At 71.2% G+C, this 23109-nt stretch carries 24 protein-coding genes; 9 read left to right on the top strand and 15 right to left on the bottom strand.

All coding sequences use genetic code 11. The annotated features are described in order from the left end of the window. Positions 1–63: 63 nt before the first annotated feature. Entirely contained in the window at positions 64–1848 is a 1785-nt protein-coding gene (locus HQQ88_RS17610; protein ID WP_131881956.1) for a DEAD/DEAH box helicase, read from the bottom strand. 105 nt (positions 1849–1953) lie between these two features. Beyond that, on the bottom strand, positions 1954–2418 hold the full coding sequence (locus HQQ88_RS17605; protein WP_123294655.1) for a MarR family winged helix-turn-helix transcriptional regulator: 465 nt from the start codon (positions 2416–2418) through the stop codon (positions 1954–1956). Between the two features lie 96 nt (positions 2419–2514). Here HQQ88_RS17605 and HQQ88_RS17600 point away from each other — a divergent pair, with 96 nt between their 5' ends. Together HQQ88_RS17600 and HQQ88_RS17595 are read left to right on the top strand one after the other, a co-directional pair. Continuing rightward, positions 2515–4749 (top strand): MDR family MFS transporter, encoded by a 2235-nt coding sequence (locus tag HQQ88_RS17600; RefSeq protein ID WP_254067231.1) that lies wholly within the window; start codon positions 2515–2517, stop codon positions 4747–4749. Positions 4750–4822: 73 nt separating this feature from the next. Next, positions 4823–5410 carry a TetR/AcrR family transcriptional regulator gene (locus HQQ88_RS17595; protein WP_173170625.1) on the top strand — a complete coding sequence of 196 codons (588 nt, stop codon included), beginning with the start codon at positions 4823–4825 and terminating at the stop codon, positions 5408–5410. 119 nt (positions 5411–5529) lie between these two features. Here HQQ88_RS17595 and HQQ88_RS17590 read toward each other — a convergent pair whose 3' ends face one another. The 10 genes from HQQ88_RS17590 to HQQ88_RS17545 all read right to left on the bottom strand — a co-directional run bounded on the left by HQQ88_RS17590 (position 5530) and on the right by HQQ88_RS17545 (position 15307). Beyond that, positions 5530–6033 carry a flavin reductase family protein gene (locus HQQ88_RS17590; RefSeq protein ID WP_173170623.1) on the bottom strand — a complete coding sequence of 168 codons (504 nt, stop codon included), beginning with the start codon at positions 6031–6033 and terminating at the stop codon, positions 5530–5532. A 14-nt stretch (positions 6034–6047) separates the two neighbouring features. Beyond that, positions 6048–7757, bottom strand: coding sequence for an MFS transporter (locus tag HQQ88_RS17585; RefSeq protein WP_367917050.1), 1710 nt, complete (start codon positions 7755–7757; stop codon positions 6048–6050). Position 7758: 1 nt separating this feature from the next. Continuing rightward, positions 7759–9093 (bottom strand): NtaA/DmoA family FMN-dependent monooxygenase, encoded by a 1335-nt coding sequence (locus HQQ88_RS17580; RefSeq protein ID WP_123294652.1) that lies wholly within the window; start codon positions 9091–9093, stop codon positions 7759–7761. Continuing rightward, the gene (locus HQQ88_RS17575; protein WP_173170621.1) at positions 9090–9818 is read right to left on the bottom strand and encodes an isochorismatase family cysteine hydrolase; all 729 of its coding nucleotides are present in this window, start codon (positions 9816–9818) and stop codon (positions 9090–9092) included. The genes HQQ88_RS17580 and HQQ88_RS17575 overlap by 4 nt, the downstream gene beginning before the upstream one ends. Then, a complete protein-coding gene (locus tag HQQ88_RS17570) occupies positions 9815–10879 on the bottom strand; it encodes an LLM class flavin-dependent oxidoreductase (protein ID WP_111086881.1) in 1065 nt (354 codons plus the stop codon). Before HQQ88_RS17570 ends, HQQ88_RS17575 begins: the two co-directional genes overlap by 4 nt. 48 nt (positions 10880–10927) lie before the next feature. Further along, the gene (locus HQQ88_RS17565) at positions 10928–12064 is read right to left on the bottom strand and encodes an ABC transporter substrate-binding protein (protein WP_254067230.1); all 1137 of its coding nucleotides are present in this window, start codon (positions 12062–12064) and stop codon (positions 10928–10930) included. A gap of 169 nt (positions 12065–12233) precedes the next feature. Next, positions 12234–13076 (bottom strand): ABC transporter permease, encoded by an 843-nt coding sequence (locus tag HQQ88_RS17560; protein ID WP_173170619.1) that lies wholly within the window; start codon positions 13074–13076, stop codon positions 12234–12236. A gap of 13 nt (positions 13077–13089) precedes the next feature. Further along, positions 13090–13917: an ABC transporter ATP-binding protein gene (locus tag HQQ88_RS17555; RefSeq protein WP_173170617.1), complete on the bottom strand. Its 828-nt coding sequence runs from the start codon at positions 13915–13917 to the stop codon at positions 13090–13092. 189 nt (positions 13918–14106) lie between these two features. Next, a complete protein-coding gene (locus HQQ88_RS17550) occupies positions 14107–14520 on the bottom strand; it encodes a hypothetical protein (protein ID WP_123340571.1) in 414 nt (137 codons plus the stop codon). Positions 14521–14548: 28 nt separating this feature from the next. Beyond that, positions 14549–15307: an SDR family NAD(P)-dependent oxidoreductase gene (locus tag HQQ88_RS17545; RefSeq protein ID WP_159573985.1), complete on the bottom strand. Its 759-nt coding sequence runs from the start codon at positions 15305–15307 to the stop codon at positions 14549–14551. A gap of 68 nt (positions 15308–15375) precedes the next feature. On the opposite strand from HQQ88_RS17545, the gene HQQ88_RS17540 reads away from it, so the two are divergent. Beyond that, entirely contained in the window at positions 15376–15969 is a 594-nt protein-coding gene (locus HQQ88_RS17540; protein ID WP_159573984.1) for a TetR family transcriptional regulator, read from the top strand. A gap of 84 nt (positions 15970–16053) precedes the next feature. Here HQQ88_RS17540 and HQQ88_RS17535 read toward each other — a convergent pair whose 3' ends face one another. Next, on the bottom strand, positions 16054–16995 hold the full coding sequence (locus tag HQQ88_RS17535; RefSeq protein ID WP_173170615.1) for an aldo/keto reductase: 942 nt from the start codon (positions 16993–16995) through the stop codon (positions 16054–16056). Between the two features lie 109 nt (positions 16996–17104). Between HQQ88_RS17535 and HQQ88_RS17530 the strand changes: the two genes are divergently transcribed. Genes HQQ88_RS17530 through HQQ88_RS17520 form a run of 3 tightly spaced genes read left to right on the top strand, consistent with a single transcriptional unit; the run spans position 17105 to position 18573 of the window. Beyond that, positions 17105–17695, top strand: a complete 591-nt coding sequence (locus HQQ88_RS17530) for a TetR family transcriptional regulator (RefSeq protein WP_173170614.1) — start codon at positions 17105–17107, stop codon at positions 17693–17695. Between the two features lie 40 nt (positions 17696–17735). Then, positions 17736–18149 carry a VOC family protein gene (locus HQQ88_RS17525; protein WP_123939127.1) on the top strand — a complete coding sequence of 138 codons (414 nt, stop codon included), beginning with the start codon at positions 17736–17738 and terminating at the stop codon, positions 18147–18149. Between the two features lie 28 nt (positions 18150–18177). Beyond that, positions 18178–18573, top strand: a complete 396-nt coding sequence (locus tag HQQ88_RS17520) for an arsenate reductase ArsC (RefSeq protein ID WP_123672903.1) — start codon at positions 18178–18180, stop codon at positions 18571–18573. Positions 18574–18577: 4 nt separating this feature from the next. Here the strand turns inward: HQQ88_RS17520 and HQQ88_RS17515 are convergent, their stop codons facing one another. Next, positions 18578–18847, bottom strand: a complete 270-nt coding sequence (locus HQQ88_RS17515) for a hypothetical protein (protein ID WP_123294645.1) — start codon at positions 18845–18847, stop codon at positions 18578–18580. A 98-nt stretch (positions 18848–18945) separates the two neighbouring features. Between HQQ88_RS17515 and HQQ88_RS17510 the strand changes: the two genes are divergently transcribed. Then, positions 18946–19818, top strand: coding sequence for a DUF808 domain-containing protein (locus HQQ88_RS17510; protein ID WP_173170612.1), 873 nt, complete (start codon positions 18946–18948; stop codon positions 19816–19818). A gap of 119 nt (positions 19819–19937) precedes the next feature. Continuing rightward, positions 19938–20372 carry a VOC family protein gene (locus HQQ88_RS17505; RefSeq protein ID WP_173170610.1) on the top strand — a complete coding sequence of 145 codons (435 nt, stop codon included), beginning with the start codon at positions 19938–19940 and terminating at the stop codon, positions 20370–20372. A gap of 17 nt (positions 20373–20389) precedes the next feature. On the opposite strand, the gene HQQ88_RS17500 is transcribed toward HQQ88_RS17505, so the two are convergent. Further along, complete coding sequence (locus tag HQQ88_RS17500; protein WP_173170608.1) at positions 20390–21343, bottom strand: manganese catalase family protein; 954 nt, start codon at positions 21341–21343, stop codon at positions 20390–20392. A 140-nt stretch (positions 21344–21483) separates the two neighbouring features. Between HQQ88_RS17500 and HQQ88_RS17495 the strand changes: the two genes are divergently transcribed. Next, positions 21484–22869 carry an FAD-linked oxidase C-terminal domain-containing protein gene (locus HQQ88_RS17495; protein ID WP_173170606.1) on the top strand — a complete coding sequence of 462 codons (1386 nt, stop codon included), beginning with the start codon at positions 21484–21486 and terminating at the stop codon, positions 22867–22869. Positions 22870–23109: the final 240 nt, after the last annotated feature.

Below are 23109 nucleotides of genomic sequence, written 5' to 3'. Positions count from 1 at the left end.
CGTGCCTCCCGTCAAGAGGTGGTCGCGTCCAGGACGCAACTCGCGTCGACGACGCGACTCGCGTCAGTAGCGCGGCTTGCGCTCCGGACGCTCGTCGCGGCGGCCACCACCACGGCGGTCGGGCTTGATCTCGATGAGCTTTCCGCTGATCCGGGTGTCGGTCAGGCGGTCGAGCACGCCGCCGTCCATGTCGGCGGGCAGCTCGACGATGGAGAAGTCCGGCTGGATGCGGATCGCACCGAAGTCGTCGCGGCGCAGGCCACCCTCGTTGGCCAGGGCGCCGACGATCTGGCGCGGCTCGACGCGGTGACGGCGGCCGACCTCGATGCGGTAGGCGGTCATCGGCTGCGAACGGCGGGGCGCACGGTCCCGGTCGCCACCACGGTCGCCGCCACGGTCGCTGCGCGGGCCGCGGTCGTCACGTGCACCGCGGTCGTCGCGCTCGCCACGGCGGGCGTCGCGCTCCATCTGCGTGCGGAGGGCGTCGTCGGCTGCGGTCAGGAGCAGCGGCGAGTCGCCCTGCGCCACGACGGCAAGGGCGGCGGCGACGTCGTCCGAGGGGACGTCGTGGTGCTCGACGTAGTGCGCGATGACGTCGCGGAAGGCAGCGATGCGACCCTGGTCCTCGAGCGCCGCGGTGATCGCGTCGTCGAAGCGGGTCAGGCGCGTCTCGTTGACGTCGTCGATCGTCGGCAGCTGCATCTGGGTGAGCGGCTGCTTCGTGTGGCGCTCGATCGCGGAGAGCAGGCGACGCTCGCGGGGGGTGACGAAGCTGATCGAGTCACCCGAGCGGCCGGCACGACCGGTGCGGCCGATGCGGTGCACGTAGGACTCGATGTCGACCGGGATGTCGTAGTTCACGACGTGGGTGATGCGGTCGACGTCGAGGCCACGGGCGGCGACGTCCGTGGCGACGAGGATGTCGAGCTTGCCGGACTTCAGCTGGTTGACGGTCCGCTCGCGCTGGGCCTGGGCGACGTCACCGCTGATGGCGGCTGCGGCGTAACCACGGGCACGGAGCTTCTCGGCCAGGGTCTCGGTCTCGCTCTTGGTGCGGACGAAGATGATCATGCCCTCGAAGTCCTCGACCTCGAGGATGCGGGTCAGGGCGTCGACCTTCTGCGGGTACGAGACCATCAGGTAGCGCTGCGTGATGTTCGCGGCGGTCTTCGTCTTGGTCTTGACGGTGATCTCGGCCGGGTCCGTCAGGTACTGCTGCGAGATGCGGCGGATCTGGGCGGGCATGGTCGCCGAGAACAGGGCGACCTGCTTGTCGTCGGGGGTGTCCGCCAGGATCGTCTCGACGTCCTCGGCGAAGCCCATCTTGAGCATCTCGTCGGCCTCGTCGAGCACGAGGTACTTCAGCTCGGACAGGTCGAGCGTGCCCTTCGCCAGGTGGTCCATGATGCGACCGGGGGTGCCGACGATGACGTCGACGCCGCGGCGCAGGGCGGACAGCTGCACGCCGTACGCCTGACCGCCGTAGACCGGCAGGACGTGGACGTGCTTCATGTGCGACGCGAACTGCTCGAACGCCTCGCACACCTGCAGGGCGAGCTCACGCGTCGGGGACAGCACGAGGGCCTGCGGCTTCTTGCTGCCGGGCTCCATGCGGGACAGGATCGGCAGCGCGAAGGCGGCGGTCTTGCCGGTTCCGGTCTGCGCGAGGCCGACGACGTCGCGGCCGTCGAGCAGTGTGGGGATGGTGGCTTCCTGGATGGCGGAAGGGGTTTCGTAGCCGATGTCCTTGACGGCCTTGAGCACAGCATCGCTCAGGCCGAGATCGGCGAAGGTCACCACGGGCCCCTCGTCGGTGGTCTCGGTGGTGGTGGCGGTGTCCGTGCTCATACACCAACGGTATCTCGAATGCACGCTCCGCAGTGACCGGGGGGCGTGCGGACGGGAGGAACGGGGCGGGCCCGCCCCGCGCCTCCCGTCCTCTTGTTGGTCACGTCACGGGCGCGTGGTGCCGATCCCGAGGACCGCGTCGGCCCGGTCGTTCAGTCGCGTGAGCATCTCGGCGAGCGAGCGCAGCTCGTCCGAGGCGAACTCCTCGGTGAGGTCGTCGAAGACCTCGGCACCGGCGGCGTCGAGCTGGTCGAGCAACTGCTTGCCCGCGGGTGCGAGCGAGACCAGGGTCGCTCGGCCGTCGGCGGGGTCCGGCGAGCCGACCAGGTGCTCGGCCTCGACCAGCGACGCCACCCGGCGACTGATCACCGGGCGGGACAGGCCCGTCGCGTCGGCGATCGCGGTCGCACGGACGGGTCCGTGACCGGCGACGGCTCGCAGGATCACCCGCGCGGTCGGGTCGAGGCCGCCGCTGGACTCGATGAGCGAGGAACGCAGGGTCTGCCGGACCCACAGCCGGTCGAGCTGGGATCGCAGGAGTCGCTCGGCGGCACGCCGGTCGTCGCACATGGGGCCAGCGTAGTCGGCACATTTAGTTGCTTGCTGGAAGCAACAGATGTATCGTTGCGCGGTCTGCAAAGTTACACAGCACGAAAAAGGAGTTCGATGACCGCCACCGCACCCGTCCAGGTGCAGCACGGTCGGCACACCGCCGAGGCCCCAGCAGCCTCCGGCGGGACCGGCCCGCAGCCCCTGATGACCCACCGCCAGATCCTCCTGGTGATCTACGGCCTGATGGCGGGCATGTTCCTGTCGTCCCTCGGCCAGACGGTGTTCGGCACGGCGATCCGCACCATCGGCGACGACCTGCACGGCCTCGACCAGCAGGCCTGGGTCACCACGGCCTACCTGATCACCTCGACGATCGCGACGCCGATCTACGGCAAGCTCTCCGACATCTTCGGCCGCCGGCCCCTCTACATCTTCGGCATCGTCGTGTTCATCCTCGGCGCCGTCCTGTCGTCGATGTCCACCTCGATGCTCATGCTCGCGGCCTTCCGCGCCGTGCAGGGCATCGGTGCCGGTGCGCTCATGTCGCTGCCGCTCGCGATCATGGGCGACATCCTCGCCCCGCGCGAACGTGCCAAGTACCAGGGCTACTTCCTCGCCGTGTTCGGCATCTCGTCCGTCATCGGGCCGCTCATCGGTGGGCTGCTCGCCGGTTCCTCCGAGATCCTGTGGATCACGGGATGGCGCTGGGTCCTCCTGATCAACGTGCCGATCGGTGTCGCCGCGCTCCTCATGGTCATCGTCTTCCTGCACCTGCCGAAGGTGCACAGTGCCGACGACGCGAAGCCCAAGGTCGACTGGTGGGGCGCGACCGCCGTCATCGTCACCCTCGTGCCGCTGCTGCTCGTCGCCGAACAGGGCCGCATCTGGGGCTGGGGCTCCCCCGCCGCCATCGCCTGCTACGTCGTCGGGGTCGTCGGCCTGATCGGGCTGCTGCTCATCGAGTCGAAGATGGGCGACGCGGCGATCATCCCGCTCAAGCTCTTCCGCTCGGGCACGTTCTCGATGGCGACCGTCATCGGGTTCCTGGTCGGCTTCGCGATGTTCGGTGCGATGCTCACCATCCCGCTCTACCTGCAGATCGTCGTGGGGCTCACCCCGACCGAGTCCGGCTTCGCCACGCTGCCCCTGGTCGGCGGTCTCATGATCGCCTCGATCACGAGCGGTCAGATCGTCGCCCGCGTCGGCCGCTACCGGATCTTCCCGGTCATCGGCACCGCGCTCGTGTCCGCCGGCTACGTCGTCCTGACCTTCATGTCGATCGACAAGCCGCTCTGGTTCCTGATGATCGGCATGTTCCTGATCGGCCTCGGCCTCGGCTCGGTCATGCAGTCGCTGACCCTGGCCTCGCAGGGCTCCGTCGAGGCCCGTGACATGGGCGTCGCCACGTCGTCCGCCACGTTCTTCCGGCAGATCGGTGGAACGCTCGGCACCGCCGTCCTGCTGTCGATCCTGTTCTCGGTGATGCCGGCGAACATCCTGCACGCGACCGCGAACGAGAAGGACCTCGGCCCGGCGCTCGACGCCGCGCTCAACCCCACCGTCGCCAGCGCGAAGGCGAACCAGGGCGCGATGGACAAGATCTGGACGCCCGTCGTCACCCCGCTGACGAAGACCGTGCAGTCGCAGCTCGACGCTGCCTCGGCGAAGGCGACGCAGGCCGCCGACGCCGCGGTCACCGAGCAGGTCACGGCAGCCGTGCAGCAGCAGGTCGCCGCCGGTGCGGTCCCCGCCGCCTCGGCCCAGTCCGTCATCGACCAGCAGGTCGCAGCGGCGACGCCGGCGGCCGAGCAGTCCGCCCTCGAGCAGGTCGCCGACCAGGCACACGCCAGCGTGCAGGACGGCACCGTGTCCGTCGACTGGTCGAACGCCTCGCAGCGCTCGTACTGGGTCGACGAGCTCACCCCGGAGCTCGCGAAGAAGATCGACGACGGCAACACCACGAGCGACAGCGCCACCAGCACGAACGACACCTCGTTCCTGACCGGTGCCGACAGCCGCCTGACCCGGCCGTTCATGGCGGGCTTCAACGCCTCGTCCGTGACGATCTACTGGGTCGGCCTCGGCGTGATCCTGCTCGCCTTCGTGCTCACCTGGTTCTTCCGGGTGCCGCCGCTGCGCCAGCGCTCCGCCCTGCAGGAGCGTGCCGACCTGTCCGCCGAGGCCCAGCTCGAGGCCGAAGCCGGCGCCGCCGCTGCCGACGCCGGCTCGTTCACCGGTCCGATGACCGGGTCCGTGCCGACCGGCTCGGTGCCCACCGGATCGGGTTCGACCGGATCGGGTTCGACCGGATCGGGTTCGACCGGATCCACGCCGACGCACCGTCGGTGACCGACCGGGCCGTCCGTGCCGTGCCCCCTTTCCGGCACGGGCGGCCCACCAACCCCCACCACCAGGAGTCCACGTGATCACCACCCCGGCAGCTGCAGCGGCGACGGAGCCGTGCACCCTGCGGGAGCGCAAGAAGCAGCAGACCCGGCAGGCGCTGCACGACGCGGCCCTGACGCTGGTGTCCGCGCACGGGCTGGACGGCGTCACCATCGAGCAGATCTGCGCCGATGCCGACGTCTCGCCCCGCACCTTCTTCAACTACTTCTCGTCCAAGGCGCACGCCGCCCTCGGACTCGACTCCGTCGAGGTCCCGGAGCCCTCCGCAGCATGGTTCGCCGAGGCTCGTGGCGGCCTGGTCGACGACCTCTGCACCCTCGTCGCGGCGACCGTACCGCTGTCCCAGGACCGCCGACGGATGAAGGAGCTGCTGGTCCTCCGGCCCGAGATGTCCTCGATGGTGATGCAGTGGATGGCCGAGTCGCGCCAGTCCCTCCTCAGCGTCGTGGGCACCAGGACCGACGACCAGACCGCTCGCACGGCGGTGACGCTCGTGATGTCGGCGCTCAGCGAGGCCGCCCACCGCGACTCCGTGCGGAACAACGACGAGCTCGCGGTGCGGCTCCGGGCCGTGGTGCGCGAGATGGCGGCGCTGGCTTCCTGACGGGCGCCGCGCGGGCCGCCGCGCGGAGCGTACCGAGTCGTTTCGGGCGTACCGGGTCGGAACTTCTGACCAGGTGCGCCCGATTCCGCTTCCCATCGCACGCGTTCTGGGAAAGAACGTCAGGCGGTGGCGACGCTTGCTCGCCGCCGAGCTGGCCGGTGCCACACGAGCGCGGCGTTGGCGGAGTCGCGGGCGAAGCGGAGCACCCGCAGCACCACGATGTCGTGGTCGCCCGCGCGGTGGACTGCCTCGACCGAGCACTCCAGCCACGAGTGCGCGCCGTCGAGCAGCACGGCACCCGACCCGGTGTCGACGTGCGGCACGCCGACAAGTCGCTTCGCCCGATCGCGGGAGGCCAGCTGCCGGGTCTGCGCCGCGTGCCCCTCGGCGAGCACGGAGATGCCGAGCACCGGCGCGTCGGCCAGGTCCGGCCAGGTCGTCGACGAGTGCTGCACGGCGATCGTCGCGAGCGGCGGGTCGTACGAGACCCCGACGGTGAACGACGTCGCCACCATGACGACCGGCGCGCCCTCGACCCGTGCGGCGATGGCGGCCACGACCGAGGGGACCTCGGCGATCGCCTCGCGGATGTCGAGCGGGTCGTCGATGAAGTCGTGCTGCATGGTGGTTCCTTCGTTCAGGAGCGGGCGAGCAGGGTGCGGGCACGGCGCTCGTCGGCACGCATCGCGGCGACGAGGGCGTCCGGCCCGGGGAACGTGCGCTGCCGCCGGAGCCGACGACCGACGGTGAGCTCGACGGGGGTGCCGTACAGGTCGCCGTCGAAGTCGAGCACGTGGATCTCGACGGTGCGCGGCCGGTCGGCGAAGGTGCTGTTGCTGCCGATCGACACGAGCGCCTCACGGGCACCGGACCACGTCGGCGCGGTGAGCCAGCCGACGTAGACCCCGTCCGACGGAACAGCGCCCGCGTCGTCGGGCAGCATGTTGGCGGTCGGGAACCCGAGCCCGTGCCCGACCCCGGCGCCGTGCACGACCGCGCCGGTCAGGACCGCCGGCGCTCGCCCTGGCAGGGACGCCGCCGCCACGAGTGCCCCGAGGGCCGCCAGCGCCAGGGCGCCGAGGGCCACCGCGTCGGTCGACACCGCGAGCAGCACCGCGGTGACCGTGCTGCCCAGGACGGCACCGAGCTGCTTCACGGTGTTGAAGGTGCTCGACGCCGCACCGATGGTCGCCGGTCCGGCCCCGAGCACCGCCGCGAGCGAGAACGGCGACCAGACGAACGCGTTCGCGACCCCGAAGCCGGTGAACGCCGTCGCCACCGCCCAGAAGGGTGCGGCGATCCCGATGAGCACGGCGGTCAGTGCCACCGAGACGACGAGCAGGACGGCGCCGATGGTCGCCGTCGCACGGGGGCCCGCGGTGTTCGTCGTGCGGCCGACGAACGGTGCGGCGGCCAGGCAGGCGACCCCCATCGGCACGAGCACGAGGGCCGCGGCCCCCGGTCCGAGACCACGTCCGTCCTGCAGGTCGAGCATGAGCGGGATCGGGGCAGAGCCGACGCAGAACGACGCGGCGGTCGCGCCCCACGAACCGGTCACGAACCCGCGGTCACCGAACAACCCGAGCGGGACGAGCGCCCGGTCCCCCGCGCGGCGCTGCACCGTGAGCACCGCGGCGACGACGAGTGCGCCGAGCACCACCAGACCGACCCTCGGCAGGGGTGCGGCGAGGACGCCGTCGCCCGCGCCCTGGACACCGACGACCACCGCGAACACCCCGGCGGTCACCCCGACGACGGCGAGCACCGGCAGGGGCACCGCGATGCGTCGGGACACCGGCACGAACCGCAGCACGGCGACGGCGGTGACGATGCCGACGGGCACGTTCACCAGGAAGACCGACGGCCACCCCCACGCCTCGACGAGCACGCCGCCGACGATCGGGCCGGCGACGGTCGCCGCACCGCCACCGGCGCTCCAGACGGCGAGCGCGACGGCGAGCCGGGGTGGTTCGAACAACGAGCGGATCACGGTCAGGCACTGGGGTGTCAGCAGCGCGGCACCGACGCCCTGCACGGCGCGCCAGACGATGAGCGCGCCGATCCCCGGTGCGAACGCGCACCCGACCGACGCGACGGTGAACACCGCGAGCCCGAGCAGGTAGACCCGGCGGTGACCGAAGCGGTCGCCGAGCCGTCCGGCGACGAGGAGCGGCACGGCGAACGCGAACAGGTAGGCGCTGTTCACCCAGACCGACAGCGACGCGTCGGTGCCGAGGTCGCTGCCGATGTCCGGCAGGGCGACGGACACGATCGTGCTGTCCAGCAGCAGCATGAAGAAGCCGAGGCAGAGCCCGCCGAGCGCGAGCCACCGACGGGCCGGGGTCACCTCACACCGCCAGGTTCTCGCGGAGCGTCGACCCCGGGTACCGGGGCGCCAGGGCACCTCGGGCACGTAGCTCCGGCACGAGCAGCTCGCTCAGGTCGGCGAACCCGGTGGGCATGCCGAGCGGGCTGGACAGCATGTAGCCGCCGCGTCCGCCGGTGGCCGCGAAGTTCGCCTGCAGGGCGTCGGCGACCCCCGCGGCGTCGCCGACCAGCATGTGGTCGAGGCCCGTCGCGGCACGCCAGCCGTGCTCGAAGAAGTCGTCGCGGTCCATGGTGTGGTCCTCGCCGAACTCGGCGACCAGGCTGCCGACCAGGCCGGCCGGGCTCGCCTGCGCGGCGACGATCTCGTCGCGCAGCTCGCCGAGGCGGAACGTCTCCGGGAGCGTGGAGAAGTCGTACCCGGCGTTGTGCGAGATGAAGGTGCCGACGGCCTCGCGGTTCCAGAACGACAGCAGCGAGTCACGGCGGGCGGCGGCCTCGGCGTCGGTGGCGCCGACGATGACCTGGGTCGCCCAGAGGATCCCGACGCCGGACGGGTCCCGACCGGCGTCGGTGAGCGCTGCGTCGAGGGCGTTCCGGTGCCGGAGCTGTCCGGCGACGCTCGACCCGAACCCGAACACCAGGTCGGCGAACGACGCACTGGCGGCGATGCCGCGCGGCGAGTTGCCGGCCTGCACGACGACGGGGTGCCGCTGCGGACTCGGGACGCTCGCGAGCGGGCCGCGCACCTTGAAGAAGCGGCCGTCGTGGTCGATCGGGTGCACCCCGGCCGGGTCGGCGAACCGGCCGGTCGCGCGGTCGCGGACGATCGCGTCGGGGGCGACGGAGTCCCAGAGCGCACGGCAGACGCCGATGAACTCCTCCATCCGTTCGTACCGCAGGTCGTGGTCGATCAGGTGGTCGGACCCGTAGTTCGCCGCGTCCGCGCCCCGCGACGAGGCGACGACGTTGAACGCCATCCGCCCGCCGGTGACGTGGTCGAGCGAGTTGAGCAGTCGGGCGACGGAGAAGGGGTGGGTGAACGTGGACGAGTAGGTGAGCCCGAACCCGATGTGCTCCGTGACGGTGGACATCGCGGCGATCACGGGCGACATGTCCTGCCGGGGCCACTGGATGCCCCACTCGACGGCCGGGTCGATGCTGCCGCGCCACGTGCTCGGCACACCGGACCCGTCGCCGAAGAACAGCATGTCCACGCCTGCGCGCTCGGCGGTCCGGGCGACCTCCATGTACATGCGGACGTCGGGGAAGTCCTGGCCGACCCAGCTGCCGGCCGCTGCCCACCGCCCCTCGGTGTGGGTGAAGGACAGGTCGTAGGCCAGGTGCATGCCGCTCATCGGGCACCCACCGGCGAAGCGGACGCAGACGCAGACGCAGACGCAGACGCAGCAGCGTCAGCCGCCGCGCGCCACAGCGCCACCGTCTCGTCGGCGTCGGTCACGACGCCCACGTTGAGGTCGATCAGGGTCAGTGCGGCGTCGTGCACGTCGGTGTCGTACGCGGCGGTGGCGTCCTGCGGGACCACCACGGGCCAGCCGAGCTGCATCGCGTCCTGTGCGGTGGCGAGGACGCAGCACTCGGTCGTGAGTCCCACGACGGTGACCCAGCCGATCCCTGCGGCGGTGAGCCGGGCCTCCAGGTCGGTGCCCAGGAACCCGCTGTAGCCGCGCTTGACGACGCGTGTCTCACCGGGCTCGGGCGCCGTGCGGTACCACTCGGCGCCCTCCGTGCCGATCCGGCACGGCTCGTCGTCCGGCATCGGGCCGTCCGGGTCGCCCCCGCGCAGCCACGTGCTGGAGCGCCACGGCCGGGCCGGGTCGCTGCCGAGTTCGACCCAGACGACGGGGACGCCCGCTGCGCGGGCCTCGTCGACGAGCGAGCCGATGCGGGTGACGGCGGCGTCCACCGCGACGGACGCGCGGTCGTCGAGTCCGTAGGGGGCGATCCGCGCCGGCTCACCGAAGTCGCGCTGCACGTCGACGACGACGAGCGCCGGGCTGAGCGGAGCGGACAGCAACTGCGCGAGCCGCGGGTCGCGACCCGCGTCGAGTGCCCCGGTCACCGGACGACCGCCGCGTCGTGCTGGCGGAGCGCCGGCAGGACGGTCTCCCCGAACAGCACCATGTCCTGGTCGTACTCGGGGAAGATCAGCATCAGGCCGTCGAGCTCGCCCCGGTCGACGATGTACTCGATGTGCTCGGTGACGGTCTCGGCGGACCCGGCGACGTACGCGGTCTGGAACGCGTCCTCACCGGCAGCACCGTCCGCCCAGGCACGCGCCTGCTCGGCGGGGACGCCCCACGACGCCCGCATCGAGGCCAGTGCCTCGCGGTCGACGCCGGCACCCCACTCGCGCACCTTCCGCTGCGCGGCGGCGTCGGTCTCGCCCTGCACGACCGTGAGCATCGAGTAGGTGCGGCACTCGCGTCCCTCGGCGGCGGCGCGGTCGTGGACGTCGCGGGACAGGTCGCGCATCTCGTCCAGGCTGTCCGCTGCCAGGAAGGCGCCGTCGGCGTGCTTCGCCTGGAACGCCCGGGCCGCTTCGGACTTGCCCGCGCTGATGATGGTCGGCCGCGATGCGGGGTGCGGACGGGACTCGCACGCGTCGAGGTCGAAGTACGGCGTGTGCATCGTCACGCTGTCCTCGGTCCACAGGCGCGTGACCGCCTCGGTCCAGAGCTCCGTCATCCGGTACCGGTCGGCGTGGCTGAGGGCCGCGTCCCAGATCCCGAACTGCTCGAACTCCGCCGCGTAGGCGCCGTTGACGATGTTCATGCCGGCCCGGCCGCCGGAGACGTCCTGCAGCGTCGTGTACATCTTCGCTGCGACCGCCGGGTTGTGGACGTTGGCGTGCATCGTCGCCCAGATCTTGACGCGCTCGGTGGCCTCGGCGATGCCGGCCATCATCGTCATCGACTCGAGGGAACGGCCCCAGTGGTCGGTGGAGCCGCCGAAGCCGCGCCACTTCGCCATCGACATCACGAAGTCCAGGCCGATCGTCTCGGCGTGCAGCGCCGCGCGCTTGTTCCACGCGTAGGTCGCCTCGGGGTGGGGTGCCGTGGTGGAGAGCATCCACCCGCCGTTGCCGATCGGGAGGAAGATCCCGTACTCCTTCGCGGGCATCTCACGCCGCCTTTCTGGTCGTTGCGGAACACTCGGTGACGATGGGACTCACGGTGCGGGCCACACGGTCTCGCCGTCCTTCGTGATGGCGTCGATGTACTCGTTCGTGAACCAGCTCTTCGCGTCGTCGGCGGTCACGGAGCTCTTGACGATGTCGAACTGGTGCAGCATGTCGACGAGCTTCGTCACGTTCTCCGGGTCGATCCCGCCGAGGGGCTGGTCCGGCGTCGGGTTGTCCGCGATGACCTTCGTCTCGGTGGTCCAGATCTTGGTGTTCTGGGCGGTGTCGTAGGTCGCGCCGGACAGCTTCGCGGCGTACCCGACGCACTGCTTGGTCTTCGCCTCGCTCGCGGAGCAGAAGTCGTAGGCGTGCAAGGCTGCGCGCAGGACGTCCTCGACCGCGGTCGGGTGCGCCTTCGCGAAGGCGGGGTTGACGGCCATCGCGCCGATCGACGAGGGGATGTCGTAGTCGACGGGCTGCCAGACGGTGACGTCGTCACCGGCGGCCTTGAGCAGGTTCGGCTCGTTCGACACGAAGCCGGTCAGCGCCTCGAGGCCGTTCTGCTTGCGGGGCAGGACGGACGGGTCGTAGCCCTCCTTGACGAGCGTGAGGGAGTCCCACTCGACACCGGCCTTCTCCATCATCGCCCGGACCGAGGCGGGGACGTAGCCCTTGTGGCCGACGACCTGGCCGTCGAGCTGCGGCAGCTTCGTGATGTCCTTGTTCGTCATCAGGACGTCGAGGCCGGCGTTCGAGTACGACGAGATCCCGGTGATGTCGATGCCGTTCGCCCGGGCCTGGATGAGGTCCTGCTCGGCGACGGCGGACACGGTGGCCTGGCCGCTGGCGAGGAGCTTCGTGTTCTGGGCGGTGTCACCCGAGCCCGGCTTCAGGGTCACGTCGAGGCAGAGGTCCTTGAAGTAGCCGAGCTCGTCCGCCGCGATGTACTCGAGGATCGACGCCGACGACTGGTACTGGTAGCCGGACAGGTAGGTGATCTTGCCGGCGTCCTGGTTCTCCTTGCACCGCTCGGCCGAGATCGCGCTGCCCTCGGACGAGGTGGTGCCGGCGCTCGAGCCGGTGCTGCAGCCGGCGAGCGCGAGGGCGACGACGGCGGTGGCGAGGGCCGCGAGCGCGGCCTTGGTGCGGTGCGTGGTGCGGTGCTGCATGGTGCTGTGCTGCATGGTCACTCCTGTGGGAAGGGATGGGTGGTGCAGGGCGGGTGCGGGTGGGTCGGTGGGTCGCCGGACGTCGGCCTGGAGGCGCGGCTGACGTCGCGCGGGCAGGCTCGCGCCGGCGGGTGGTGCGGAAGGGCCGCGGGGCGGCCGCGTGGTGCGGCCGGCGCCGCGCGAGTCAGTCGTTCGCGGTGCGGTGCCAGTGCAGGACGCGCCGCTCGACGAGCGTGATGAGTCCGAGCAGGACCACGCCCATCACCGCGAGGATCGCGATCGCCGCGTAGACGACGTCGAGCTGGTTCATCGACGACGCCGTGCTGATCACGGTGCCGAGTCCTCCGGTCGATCCCGAGGCGGAGAGCTCCGCGACGACCGCGCCGATGATCGACAGCGGGAACACGATCCGGAGGGCTGCGAACACGAACGGCAGGGCGTTCGGGATCCGCAGGTGCACGAGCATCTCGAACCGGGAGGCATCGATCGTCTTGTAGACCTGCAGCACGGGCTGCGGCACGGACCGCAGGCCTGCGGCGGTGTTGATCAGGATCGGGAAGAAGCAGATGAGCGCCGTGATGACGAGCTTCGGCAGCGGCCCGAACCCGAACGCCACCACCAGGGCCGGCGCGATCGCGACGAGGGGCGTGACGTTCAGCACGATGGCGATCGGCATGACCGCACGGCGGACGATCGGCAGCTCACTCGTCAGCACCGCGAGCACGAAGGCGGCGAGGAACCCGATGGCCAGGCCGACGAGCGACTCCGCCAGGGTGATGCCGGCGTTCTGCAGGTAGTAGGGCAGCTGCGTGGCGAGGGTCTCCCCCACCGCGGGCAACGGCGGCAGCAGGTACGGCATCGCCGTCGCGCCGATCTGCCAGAGCACCGCCAGGACGGCGAGCATCACGACGAGGGGCAACCAGACGGTCGGTCGGAGCCAACCGGGCACCGGTCGGCGGGCGGTGCGTCGTTCGGCGTCGGCCGTGGTGGCGGTCGCGGCGGGTGTGGAGGTGGTGGTGGCGCTCATGGTCCCGTCTCCCTCAGGCCGCATCGGTCATGCGCCAGGCGCTGTGCAGACGGGTCCGGACCAGGTCTTCGTACTCGTGGAACCGCTGTTCCTCGAACAATCGCTGGTTGCGCGGGCGGGGCAGGTCGATGTCGATGACGTCGACGATCCGGCCGGGGCGCGGCGCCATCACGACGACGGTGTCCGACATCCGGACGGCTTCGGACACCGAGTGCGTCACGAAGAGCACCGTCGTGCGCAGCTCGTCCCACAGGTCGAGCAGCTGGTCCTGGAGGCTCTCGCGGGTGAACTCGTCGAGCGCCGAGAACGGCTCGTCCATCAGCAGGACGTCGGGGCGCAGGCCGAAGGCCCGGACGATCGCGGCACGCTGCTGCATGCCGCCGGACAGCTGTGCGGGGAGCTTGTCCATCGCCTCGCCGAGTCCCGCCATCCGCAGGAGTTCGCGCATGTCCGGGCCGGTGCCGGTACCGCGCTCCTCGAGGTCCTCGATGGCGGCGCGGCGGCGGCCGGCACCCGGGTTCACGCGCCCGGCGAGCGACACGTTCTGCAGCACGGTGAGCCAGGGCAGCAGCGCCGGTGCCTGGGGCACGAGTCCGATGAGCTTCGCCGCGCAGGCCTGGGCCGGTGTGACACCGTGCACCCGGACGTCACCGCGGTCGGCGGGCTCGAGCCCGGCCACCAGGCGGAGCAGCGTCGACTTCCCACAGCCGCTCGGGCCGATGAGCGACACGAACTTCCCGGGCTCGATGGTCAACTCGACGTCGTCGAGCGCGACCATGGCGCTCGGGCCGCTGCCGTACACCTTGCGCACCGCGTCCACGCGGACCGCTGATGTGGTCATCCGTTCCTCCATACCGTCGGCGAGCACGCAGGCTCGGTCTCGTATGGCGGAGAGCGTGCGTCGCGAGCTCGGGTTGGTCTGCGACGCGGAAATCCGCTGCTGGTGATGAGGTTAGGACGCCCGTGTTACGGAGTCGGACCACATGTGTTGCGAACGTGTGAACGAGTGCGCGGGTCGGGTCGACTGCGCTCAGCGTGGCGAGGGCACCGCGGTCTGCCCGTCCCAGACGAGCACCTCGACGCCGAGGTCCTCGGCGGCCACCGCCACCCACCCGGCGAGCGCCCTCGCCGCGGGTTCGGCGACGACGAGCACGGCCCGCTCCACGCCGGGGACCGACTGCCGCAGCCACAGCAGCTTGAACAGGTCCGCCATCACCTTGTTGCGCCAGGCGGGCTTGTAGGCGCCCTGGTTCGCGACGAGCTGCACGACGACGCGGTCGGCGTCGTCGATGCCCTCGACCTCGACCCGGGCGCGATCGAGCACGACCGTGCGCGGGCGGAGGACGAGGCCGAGGGCGGTGCCGGTGTGCTCGAGCATCCGGCGTTCGACGGAGTCGGGGGCGAACCGGCCCCACTCGGAGCGCGCGACGGGGACCTCGGTCATGTCGGCAGTGTAGGCGGCGCGTCCCGCCTCAGACGACCGACCACCCGCCGTCGCTCGGCAGCACGGCGCCGTTCACGTTGGCGGAGTCGTCGCTGAGCAGCCAGGTGATGGCCGCTGCGAGCTGCTCCGGCTGCGCGACCGGCGGGATGGCGACCTGCATGATGGGGCCGACCCGGCTGGCGGCGTACTCGCTGCGCATCGGCGCCTCGATGTTCGTCGCGACCGCGCCCGGCGCGACCGCGTTGGCGCGGATGCCCTGCGGCCCGTGGAAGAACGCCACGCTCTTGGTGAACCCGGCGATCGCGTGCTTCGACGCCGTGTACGCGGCACCCGCTGCCGAGGCACGGAGTGCGGCCTCGGAGGCGACGTTCACGACGGCGCCGCGGCCGGCGGCGATCATGTGCGGCAGGACGGCGCGGGTGAGGCGCATCGGTCCGGTGACGTTGACGCTGAAGACGCGGTCCCAGGTGGCGTCGTCGACCTCGCTCGGCGGCAGGAAGGCGTCCATGATGCCGGCGACGTTCGCCAGTCCGTCGATGCGATCGCCCGCTGCCGCGATGAGTGCGTCGATGGTCTCGGTGGCGGCGACGTCGCCGACGACGGTCTCGAGTTCGAGGCCCTCGAGTTCGGAGCGGAGCGCGTCGAGGCGGTCGGCGACGACGTCGGTCGCGATCACCCGCCCGCCCTCGTTCGCGATGCGCGTCGCCGTGGCGCGTCCGATGCCGGAACCCGCCCCGGTGACGATGATGGTCCTGCCGGTGAAACGTCCGGCGGTGGTGTCGGTCATGTCGTCTCCTCACTGAGAGGCGCTCGCTGCGCCACGACGGTTATAGCACTCAGTGCCGAAAGGACTCCATGCGCCCGACGAGCGACCGGCCGACGAGCGACCGACCGACGGGACGCCCCCGCACGATCGACCCGGACGCGGTGTCCCTCGTGGCGCTCCGGCTGTTCGACGAGCAGGGCTTCGACGCCGTGTCGATGGACGACGTCGCGACAGCTGCCGGGGTGAGCCGCCGGTCGTTGTTCCGGCTGTTCCCGAACAAGGCGGCGCTCGTCTGGGGCGGGCTCGACGAGTTCGCCTCGCGGTTCGGTGACGCGCTCCGACAGCGGCCGTCCACGGAGTCGTCGTCGGACGCCCTCCGCGCGGCGTACCGGATCGGCGCGACCTTCCCCGACGACGCCGTCGAGGTCACCCGCCACCGGCTCCGTGTCATCCGCGCCAACCCCTCGCTCGAGCACGTCGGCGCGGCCACGGTCACGACCCTGACCGACGCGATCGTCCGGTTCGTGGCCGAGCGGGACGGCGCGACGCCCGACGACCTCGCGGTGTCGGTGCGCGCGCACGCCCTGGCGGCCGCGGCGAGCGCGGCCCTCACCTGGTGGGCGCTGCACGGCGACGGCCGACCGGAGGACGTCGTGGACCGCGCGCTCGCCCTGCTCGCCTGAGACGCGCCCTGGACACGACCACCGGACGGACGGGAGGCCCGTGGCGGGCGTGCCACGGGCCTCCCGTCCGGCACCCGGCCGGGCTCAGCCCATCGCTCGCTTCCCACGGACGTCGCGCGACAGCGCGTCGATGCGCGCCACCTCGTCGTCAGTGAGCCGCACCTCGGCGGCGGCGACGTTCTCGGCGACGCGTCCGGGATTGCGCGATCCGGGGATCGGGACCAGGTCGGCGCGCTTCGCCAGGATCCAGGCCAACGCGAGCTGCGAGAGCGAGACGCCCTTCGCGTCGGCGATCTCGGTGAGTGCGGCGACGACGGCGACGTTCGCGTCGAAGTGCTCCGGCGCCCACCACTCGAGCTGCTGGCGGATGTCGTCGGCCGCGTAGGCGCTCGCCGGCTGCACGGCACCGCTCAGGAAGCCGCGCGCCAGCGGCGAGTAGGCGACGACGCCGATGCCGAGCTCGTCGACGAGGGGGAAGAGCGCCTCGGACTCCCGCGAGAAGACGGAGTACTCGGTCTGGAACGCCGAGATCGGGTGTACGGCATGGGCACGGCGGATCTGGTCGGCATCGGTGTTCGACAGGCCGAGGTACCGGACCTTGCCGGCCTGCACGAACTCCTGCATCACGCCGACGACGTCCTCGATCGGGACGGCCGGATCGTGGACGTGCTGGTAGAGCAGGTCGATCGAGTCGGTGCCGAGGTTCTGCAGGCTCGCGTCCACCACCTGCCGGATGTGCTCCGGTCGGGAGTCCGGTGCGTAGGCCTCGGGCGTGAACCCGAACTTCGTCGCGATCGTCACCTCGTCGCGGATCGGGGCGAGCGCCGCGCCGAGGAGCCGCTCGCCGGTCCCCCAGCCGTACAGCTCGGCCGTGTCGAAGTGCGTGACGCCGAGTTCGTGGGCGTGCCGGATCGCGGCGACGGACTCGGTGTCGTCGCCGGGTCCGTACGCGAACGTGGTGCCCATGGCGCCGTAGCCGATGGCGCTGACGGTGAGGCCCTGTCGGCCGAGGGTGCGTTGCTGCATGGTGCCGTCCCTTCGTGACGTGTGGTGGTCATGCGATTGGCACTGTACGCCACTCCTGTCAGAGTCTGACAACTTGGACCGAAGATGACGTCGCGGTACGATCGGCCCCGTGAGCGACGTGCGAACCGGCCTGCGGGACATCACCCGCGATGCCGTCCGCGCGCGCATCGCCGCCGTGGCCCTCGAGCGGTTCGACACCGACGGGTTCGACAACGTCACCGTGGAACAGGTCGCCGCCGAGGTGGGGATCTCAGCGCGGAGCTTCCACCGGTACTTCCCCGCGAAGGAGGACGCCGTCATCGGCGACCCCGCGCGACACCGGGACGCCCTCGCCGAGGCGTTCCGGTCGCGGTCGACGACCCAACCGGTGTGGCCCGCGCTGCGCGAGGCCTTCGCCGAGATGCTCGAGCGCGGCAGCACCGACGACCCCGAGACCGGTCGACGGTCCGTCCGCGTGATGACGAGCACCGCATCGCTGCGCGCACGGAACCTCGAGAAGCACCAGGCCTGGGCGGACGTCCTGACGCCCCTCGTCGTCGAGCAGCTCCACGGCCCCGACGCCGACCTGCGGGCACGGGTGCTCGTGCAGGCAGCCCTCGGGTGCTTCGACGTGGCGATCACCACCTGGGCCACGGGCGACGACCCCGACGCGGCCGCGATCCTGCGACGCGCGTTCGACGGCATCGCACCGAGCGCCTGACGAGCGGACGGGCGCCGTCGTCCGGCGGTATCGTCCGGGCATGAACGTCACCGGACCGTCGCCGTACTTCCAGTTCGCCGGCACCGCCAGGCAGGCCCTCGAGCACTGGCAGGGTGTCTTCGGCGGCGAGGTCCAGATCGCGACCTACGCCGACTTCTCACGGACCGACGGCCCCGCCGACGCGGTCGCCCACGGGCAGCTCACCGGCGGGCTGCAGCTCTTCGCCGCGGACGCGAGCGAGACCGACGAGCCGTTCGCGGCGACCGGCCTGCTGTTCTCGCTCCTCGGGGCGGACGAACCCGACGTGCTGCGGCGGTGGTTCGACGCGCTCGCCGAGGGCGGCACGGTCGTCGATGCACTGCAGCAACGGCCGTGGGGCGACTGGGACGGCACCGTGCGGGACGCGTTCGGTGTCACGTGGCTGATCGGGTTCGAGGCGTCAGCGCTGGGATGACGGGCACCCTCGCTGGGATGATGGGCGCATGACCGACCGCCCCGCCGTCCTGTTCGTGTGCGTCCACAACGCCGGACGCTCCCAGATGGCCGCGGGGTGGTTGCAGCACCTCGCCGGCGACCGCGTCCGGGTGTTCTCCGCCGGCAGCGAGCCCGCCGACCAGGTCAACGCCGTCGCCGTCCAGGCCATGGCCGAGCAGGGCATCGACATCGCCGACGCCCGGCCAGCGGTGCTCGAGACCGAGACCGTGCGCGAGTCGGACGTCGTCATCACCATGGGCTGCGGGGACGCCTGCCCGGTGTTCCCCGGCAAGCGGTACGAGGACTGGGACCTCGCCGACCCGGCCGGGCTGGGGATCGAGCAGGTCCGCCCGATCCGCGACGACATCCGGATGCGGGTCGAGCGGCTGATCGCGTCCCTGTAGCCGGCTACTGCTGGTCGGACGGCAGCAGCGGCGCCCAGTATGCGTCCGCGCCGTCAGCCTGCACGGCGTCGCGCTCGAACCGGAAGCCGTAGTCGCGCACGAAGTCGAGTGCGGCGGCCTGCTCGTCCTCGGCGTCGTCGTGCGCGGCGTCGAACAGGTACACGCCGTGCCCCATCTTCACGCCCGAGTCGCTGATCACCGTGAGGTCCCAACGCCCTTCCTCGGCGCGTTCGATCCGCACGACGGCGGCCTGTGCAGCGGTGAAGTCAGCCATGCCGTCAGCCTACGGACGGTGCCCCGGCGGCGTTCAGGGTCGGCCGCGCCCACTACGCTGAGCACCGTCACAGGCCCGGACGAGCGGAGAACGAAGTCATGTCAGTCGGATTGCTCGCCGTGGTGGACGACATCCTCTCCGCGGCCCTGAAGGCGAGCGCGAAGACCGCCGGGGTCGTCATCGACGACGCCGCGGTCACGCCGCAGTACGTGCAGGGACTCGCGCCGGCCCGGGAACTGCCGGTCGTCGGTCGCATCGCGCTCGGCAGCCTGTTCAACAAGTTCATCATCATCATCCCGCTCGCGCTGCTGCTCACCGCGTTCGCGCCCTGGGTGCTGCCGTACCTCCTGCTCATCGGCGGGACGTACCTGTGCTTCGAGGGCGCGGAGAAGGTCACCGAGTGGTTCGGTGTCCACCACGGCGCAGGCTCCACCGACTCGGTCACCGAACCGAAGCTCGTGTTCGGCGCCATCCGGACCGACCTCATCCTGAGCACCGAGATCATGCTCATCGCCCTGGCCGGGCTCGACCCCGACCTCGGGCTCTGGCCGACGCTCGGCGCCCTCATCGTGATCGGTCTCGTCATGACCGCGGTCGTCTACGGCGCGGTGGCCCTGCTGGTGAAGATCGACGACGTCGGTCTGCAGATGATGAAGAACTCCGTCCGCCGGACGCGACGCGCAGGAGCACGGATCGTGCGAGCCATGCCGACGGTCTTCCGGGTCATCAGCGTCATCGGCACCGTGGCCATGCTCTGGGTGGGCGGGCACCTGGTCATCGCGAACCTCGCCGAGACCTTCTGGCACGGCCCGTACGACCTGCTGCACACGATCGAGCACGCGATCGAGGCCACAGGCCCGGTCATCACGTGGATCGTCGACACCGCGGTCTCGGCGGTCGCCGGAGTCGTCCTCGGCATGGTCGTCGTGGCGATCGTCCTCGGCATCGGTCGCCTCCGCGGGAAGCACTGACTGACACGTCTGTTCCGGCGTCGGAACACGAGTGTTCCGACGGACCACGCGTCGATCAACTCGTGGTCCGTCGGAGAACGGGTGCGCGCGACCCGCGCCGCGCGCCTACCCTGGCGCGCATGGCAACGGTGCGACAGCTCCAGGTGACGTTCGACTGCGCCGAGCCGGAGCGGGTCGCCCGGTTCTGGTGCGAGGTCCTCGGCTACGAGGTCCCTGCTCCCCCGACCGGGTTCGACGACTGGCAGGCGTTCAACGCCTCGCTCCCGCCCGAGCACCAGGACTCCGCCTTCGCGTGCGTCGACCCGACGGGCGTCGGGCCGCGGCTGTTCTTCCAGCGGGTGCCCGAGGGCAAGACGGTGAAGAACCGCGTGCACCTGGACGTCCGGGTCGGCACCGGTCTGGTCGGCGAGGAACGTCTCGCAGCGCTCGATGCGGAGAGCGCTCGCCTCGTCGCGCTCGGCGCGACGCAGTTCCGCCGCATGCTCGCGGATCAGGTCAACGAGTCCTGCATCGTGATGCAGGACGTCGAGGGCAACGAGTTCTGCCTCGACTGATCCGCGAGCGTGCGGGCTCAGGCCACCGGCCCGTACGTGCTCACCTCGACGGCGTCGAGCTCGAGCTCGGCGGTCTGCTGGATGAGCGCCAGCAGGTCGGCATCGAGTCCGGGAGCGAACTCCTCGAGTCGCTCCGGAGCGATGAACGACGGCACGCCGGCCGGGGCCTGCTCGGTCGCCGTCAGGTCCGTGCCGTCCTTCGACGGTGACGCCCCGCGGAAGATCTTGCCCGCCTCCGACGCCCCGTCGAGGTCGAAGCTGTACTGCTTGCTCTGCAGCCCGAGGTCGACGAGTTCCTTGACCTCCGGGAACCGTTCGGCGTTCGTCTTCGGGATCGGCAGCAGGGTCTTCCAGTCGACGCCGAGGGTCTCGAGCGCCTTCGCGTAGGCGTTCTCGTGCGCCTGGTCGCGGACGATCAGGTACGCGACGGTGCTGCGCGCGGTGGGGTTGTCCGTCATCTCGTAGATCCGGCACTTCTGCAGGCGACCGGTGGACTCGAGCATCAGGTTGTAGAGCAGGTCGAGCGGCAGGTTGCCGGAGTTGTAGACGTAGCTGCCGCTCCACGGGTTGCCGGCCGCGTCGACCGGCAGGGCACCCTGGGCGCCGACCAGGTAGTGGTGGATGTTGCTCGTGTCGAGCGCGATGTTCAGCGGCGTCGCACCCTTCGCACCTGGCTTGTCCAGCGGGTCGGTGAGCTTGCCGGTGTACTCGGGCGAGCCGTCGAGCAGGCGGGAGATCGTGGTGCCGATGAGCTCGACGTGGCTGATCTCCTCGGTGCCGACGCCCTGGATGAGGTCGCGGTACGGCTTCGCCGCCGGGCCACGGAAGTTCATCGCCTGGAACAGGTACTGCATCATCGTGCGCATCTCGCCGAACTGCCCGCCGAGCCCTTCCTGCAGGGCGTTGGCGGCTGCCGGGTCGGGCTCGCCGTCAGCGATCTCGTTGATCCAGGTCTGTGCGTGGAAGTACATGGGGCCTCCTTGCCGTCCGCGACGGATCCGCCGCGTGCCTCACCGTCGTCCGGCGTCCCTGGCAGACGACACGGGTCGTCCGCTCAGCGCGGTATCGTCGTCGGCGCCGCACCGCAGCGCCCGGAAGGACCCCCGAACCGATGACCGTCAGTCACGCCGTCGACACCGCCGCCCTCGACGACCTGCTCGAGCCGGACCAGGTCCTCCGCGACCCGGCGTCGCTCGAGCGGTACCGCCACGACGACGCCGAGTGGGCCGACTCCACCGCACCGCTCGTCGTCGTCCTCGCACGCAGCACCGACGACGTCGTCGCCACCGTCCGGTGGGCGGCCGCCGCCGGCGTGCGGGTCGTGCCGCGCGGCGCCGGGACCGGGCTGTCCGGCGGGGCGAACGCGATGGCCCGATCGGTCGTCCTGTCCCTCGAGCTGATGGACGCGGTGCTCGAGGTGAACACCGACGAGCGCTACGCCGTCGTCCAGCCCGGTGTGATCAACGACGCACTGCGCGCTGCCGTCGCGGAACACGGACTCTGGTACCCGCCGGACCCGGCGAGCTCGGCCATCTCGACGATCGGGGGCAACGTCGCGACGAACGCCGGCGGCATCTGCTGCGTGAAGTACGGAGTCACCCGCGACTACGTGCTCGGGATGACCGTCGTGCTGGCCGACGGTTCCGTGGTGGAGCTCGGACGCCGCACGGCGAAGGGCGTCGCCGGGTACGACCTGGCCGGCCTGATGGTCGGGTCGGAGGGCACGCTCGGCATCGTCGTGTCGGTCACCGTCAAGCTGCTCCCCCTGGCCGGACGCGACGAACGCGCCGTGATCGGCTACTTCCCCTCGCTCAGCGCCGCCGGAGACGCCGTCGCCGCGATCTCGCGTGCCGGGATCATCCCCGCAGCACTCGAGATCGTGGACCGGGCCTGTCTGCGGGCCGTCGACGACTGGATGCACCTCGGGCTGCCGTCCGACGTCGACACCTTGCTGCTGGCCCGGGTCGACGAGCTTGGTGCCGCGGGGGACGAGCTCGCCGACCAGGTCGCGGCCGTCTTCGCGCAGGCTGGCGGCACCGACGTCGAGCGCGCCACGGACCCCGACGACATCGACCGGCTGTTCCAGGCACGGCGACTCGCGTACCCGGCACTCGAGCGGCTCGGCCCGGTGCTCACCGAGGACATCTGCGTGCCCCGCAGCGCGGTGCCCGAGATGCTCCGACGGATCCAGGCGACTGCGGCGGCGCACGACGTCACCATCGCGAACATCGCGCACGCCGGCGACGGCAACCTGCACCCGCTGATCATCGCTCCCGAGGGCGACGAGGCCGCGAAGGCCCGCGCGAAGGAGGCGTTCGACCAGATCGTCGCGGACTGCCTGGCACTCGGCGGCACCGTCACGGGTGAGCACGGCGTCGGCCTGCTCAAGCTGCCGGGCCTGCGGCAGGAGCTGGGCGAGCGGGTCCTCGCGATGCACCGTGCCGTCAAGGACGCCCTGGACCCGGCGGGCACCCTGAATCCCGGCAAGGCGTTCTGAACCCACGTGGACGACGGACGGGAGGCCCGGTGCCAGCTGGCACCGGGCCTCCCGTCCGTCCGCTGGTCGCGCCCAGGGCGCGAAGGTCACAGACCGGTAACGAGGACAGATCGGTCCAAACCTTTTCCCGGAGGCCCCCGAATCACCTGCACAGACCGGGAACCACCCGGAGCGCTCACCAGCCGCACATTGCTGGTTCTCCACCCTGCACCAGGGTGTGTTCGGCGCGCACACAGCAGC

This window comes from Curtobacterium sp. VKM Ac-2861, assembly GCF_013204965.1.
Taxonomy (GTDB): Bacteria; Actinomycetota; Actinomycetes; order Actinomycetales; family Microbacteriaceae; genus Curtobacterium.
The sequence above is the reverse complement of the archived record's forward strand: the minus strand, read 5'-3'. Positions and strand labels throughout refer to the sequence as shown.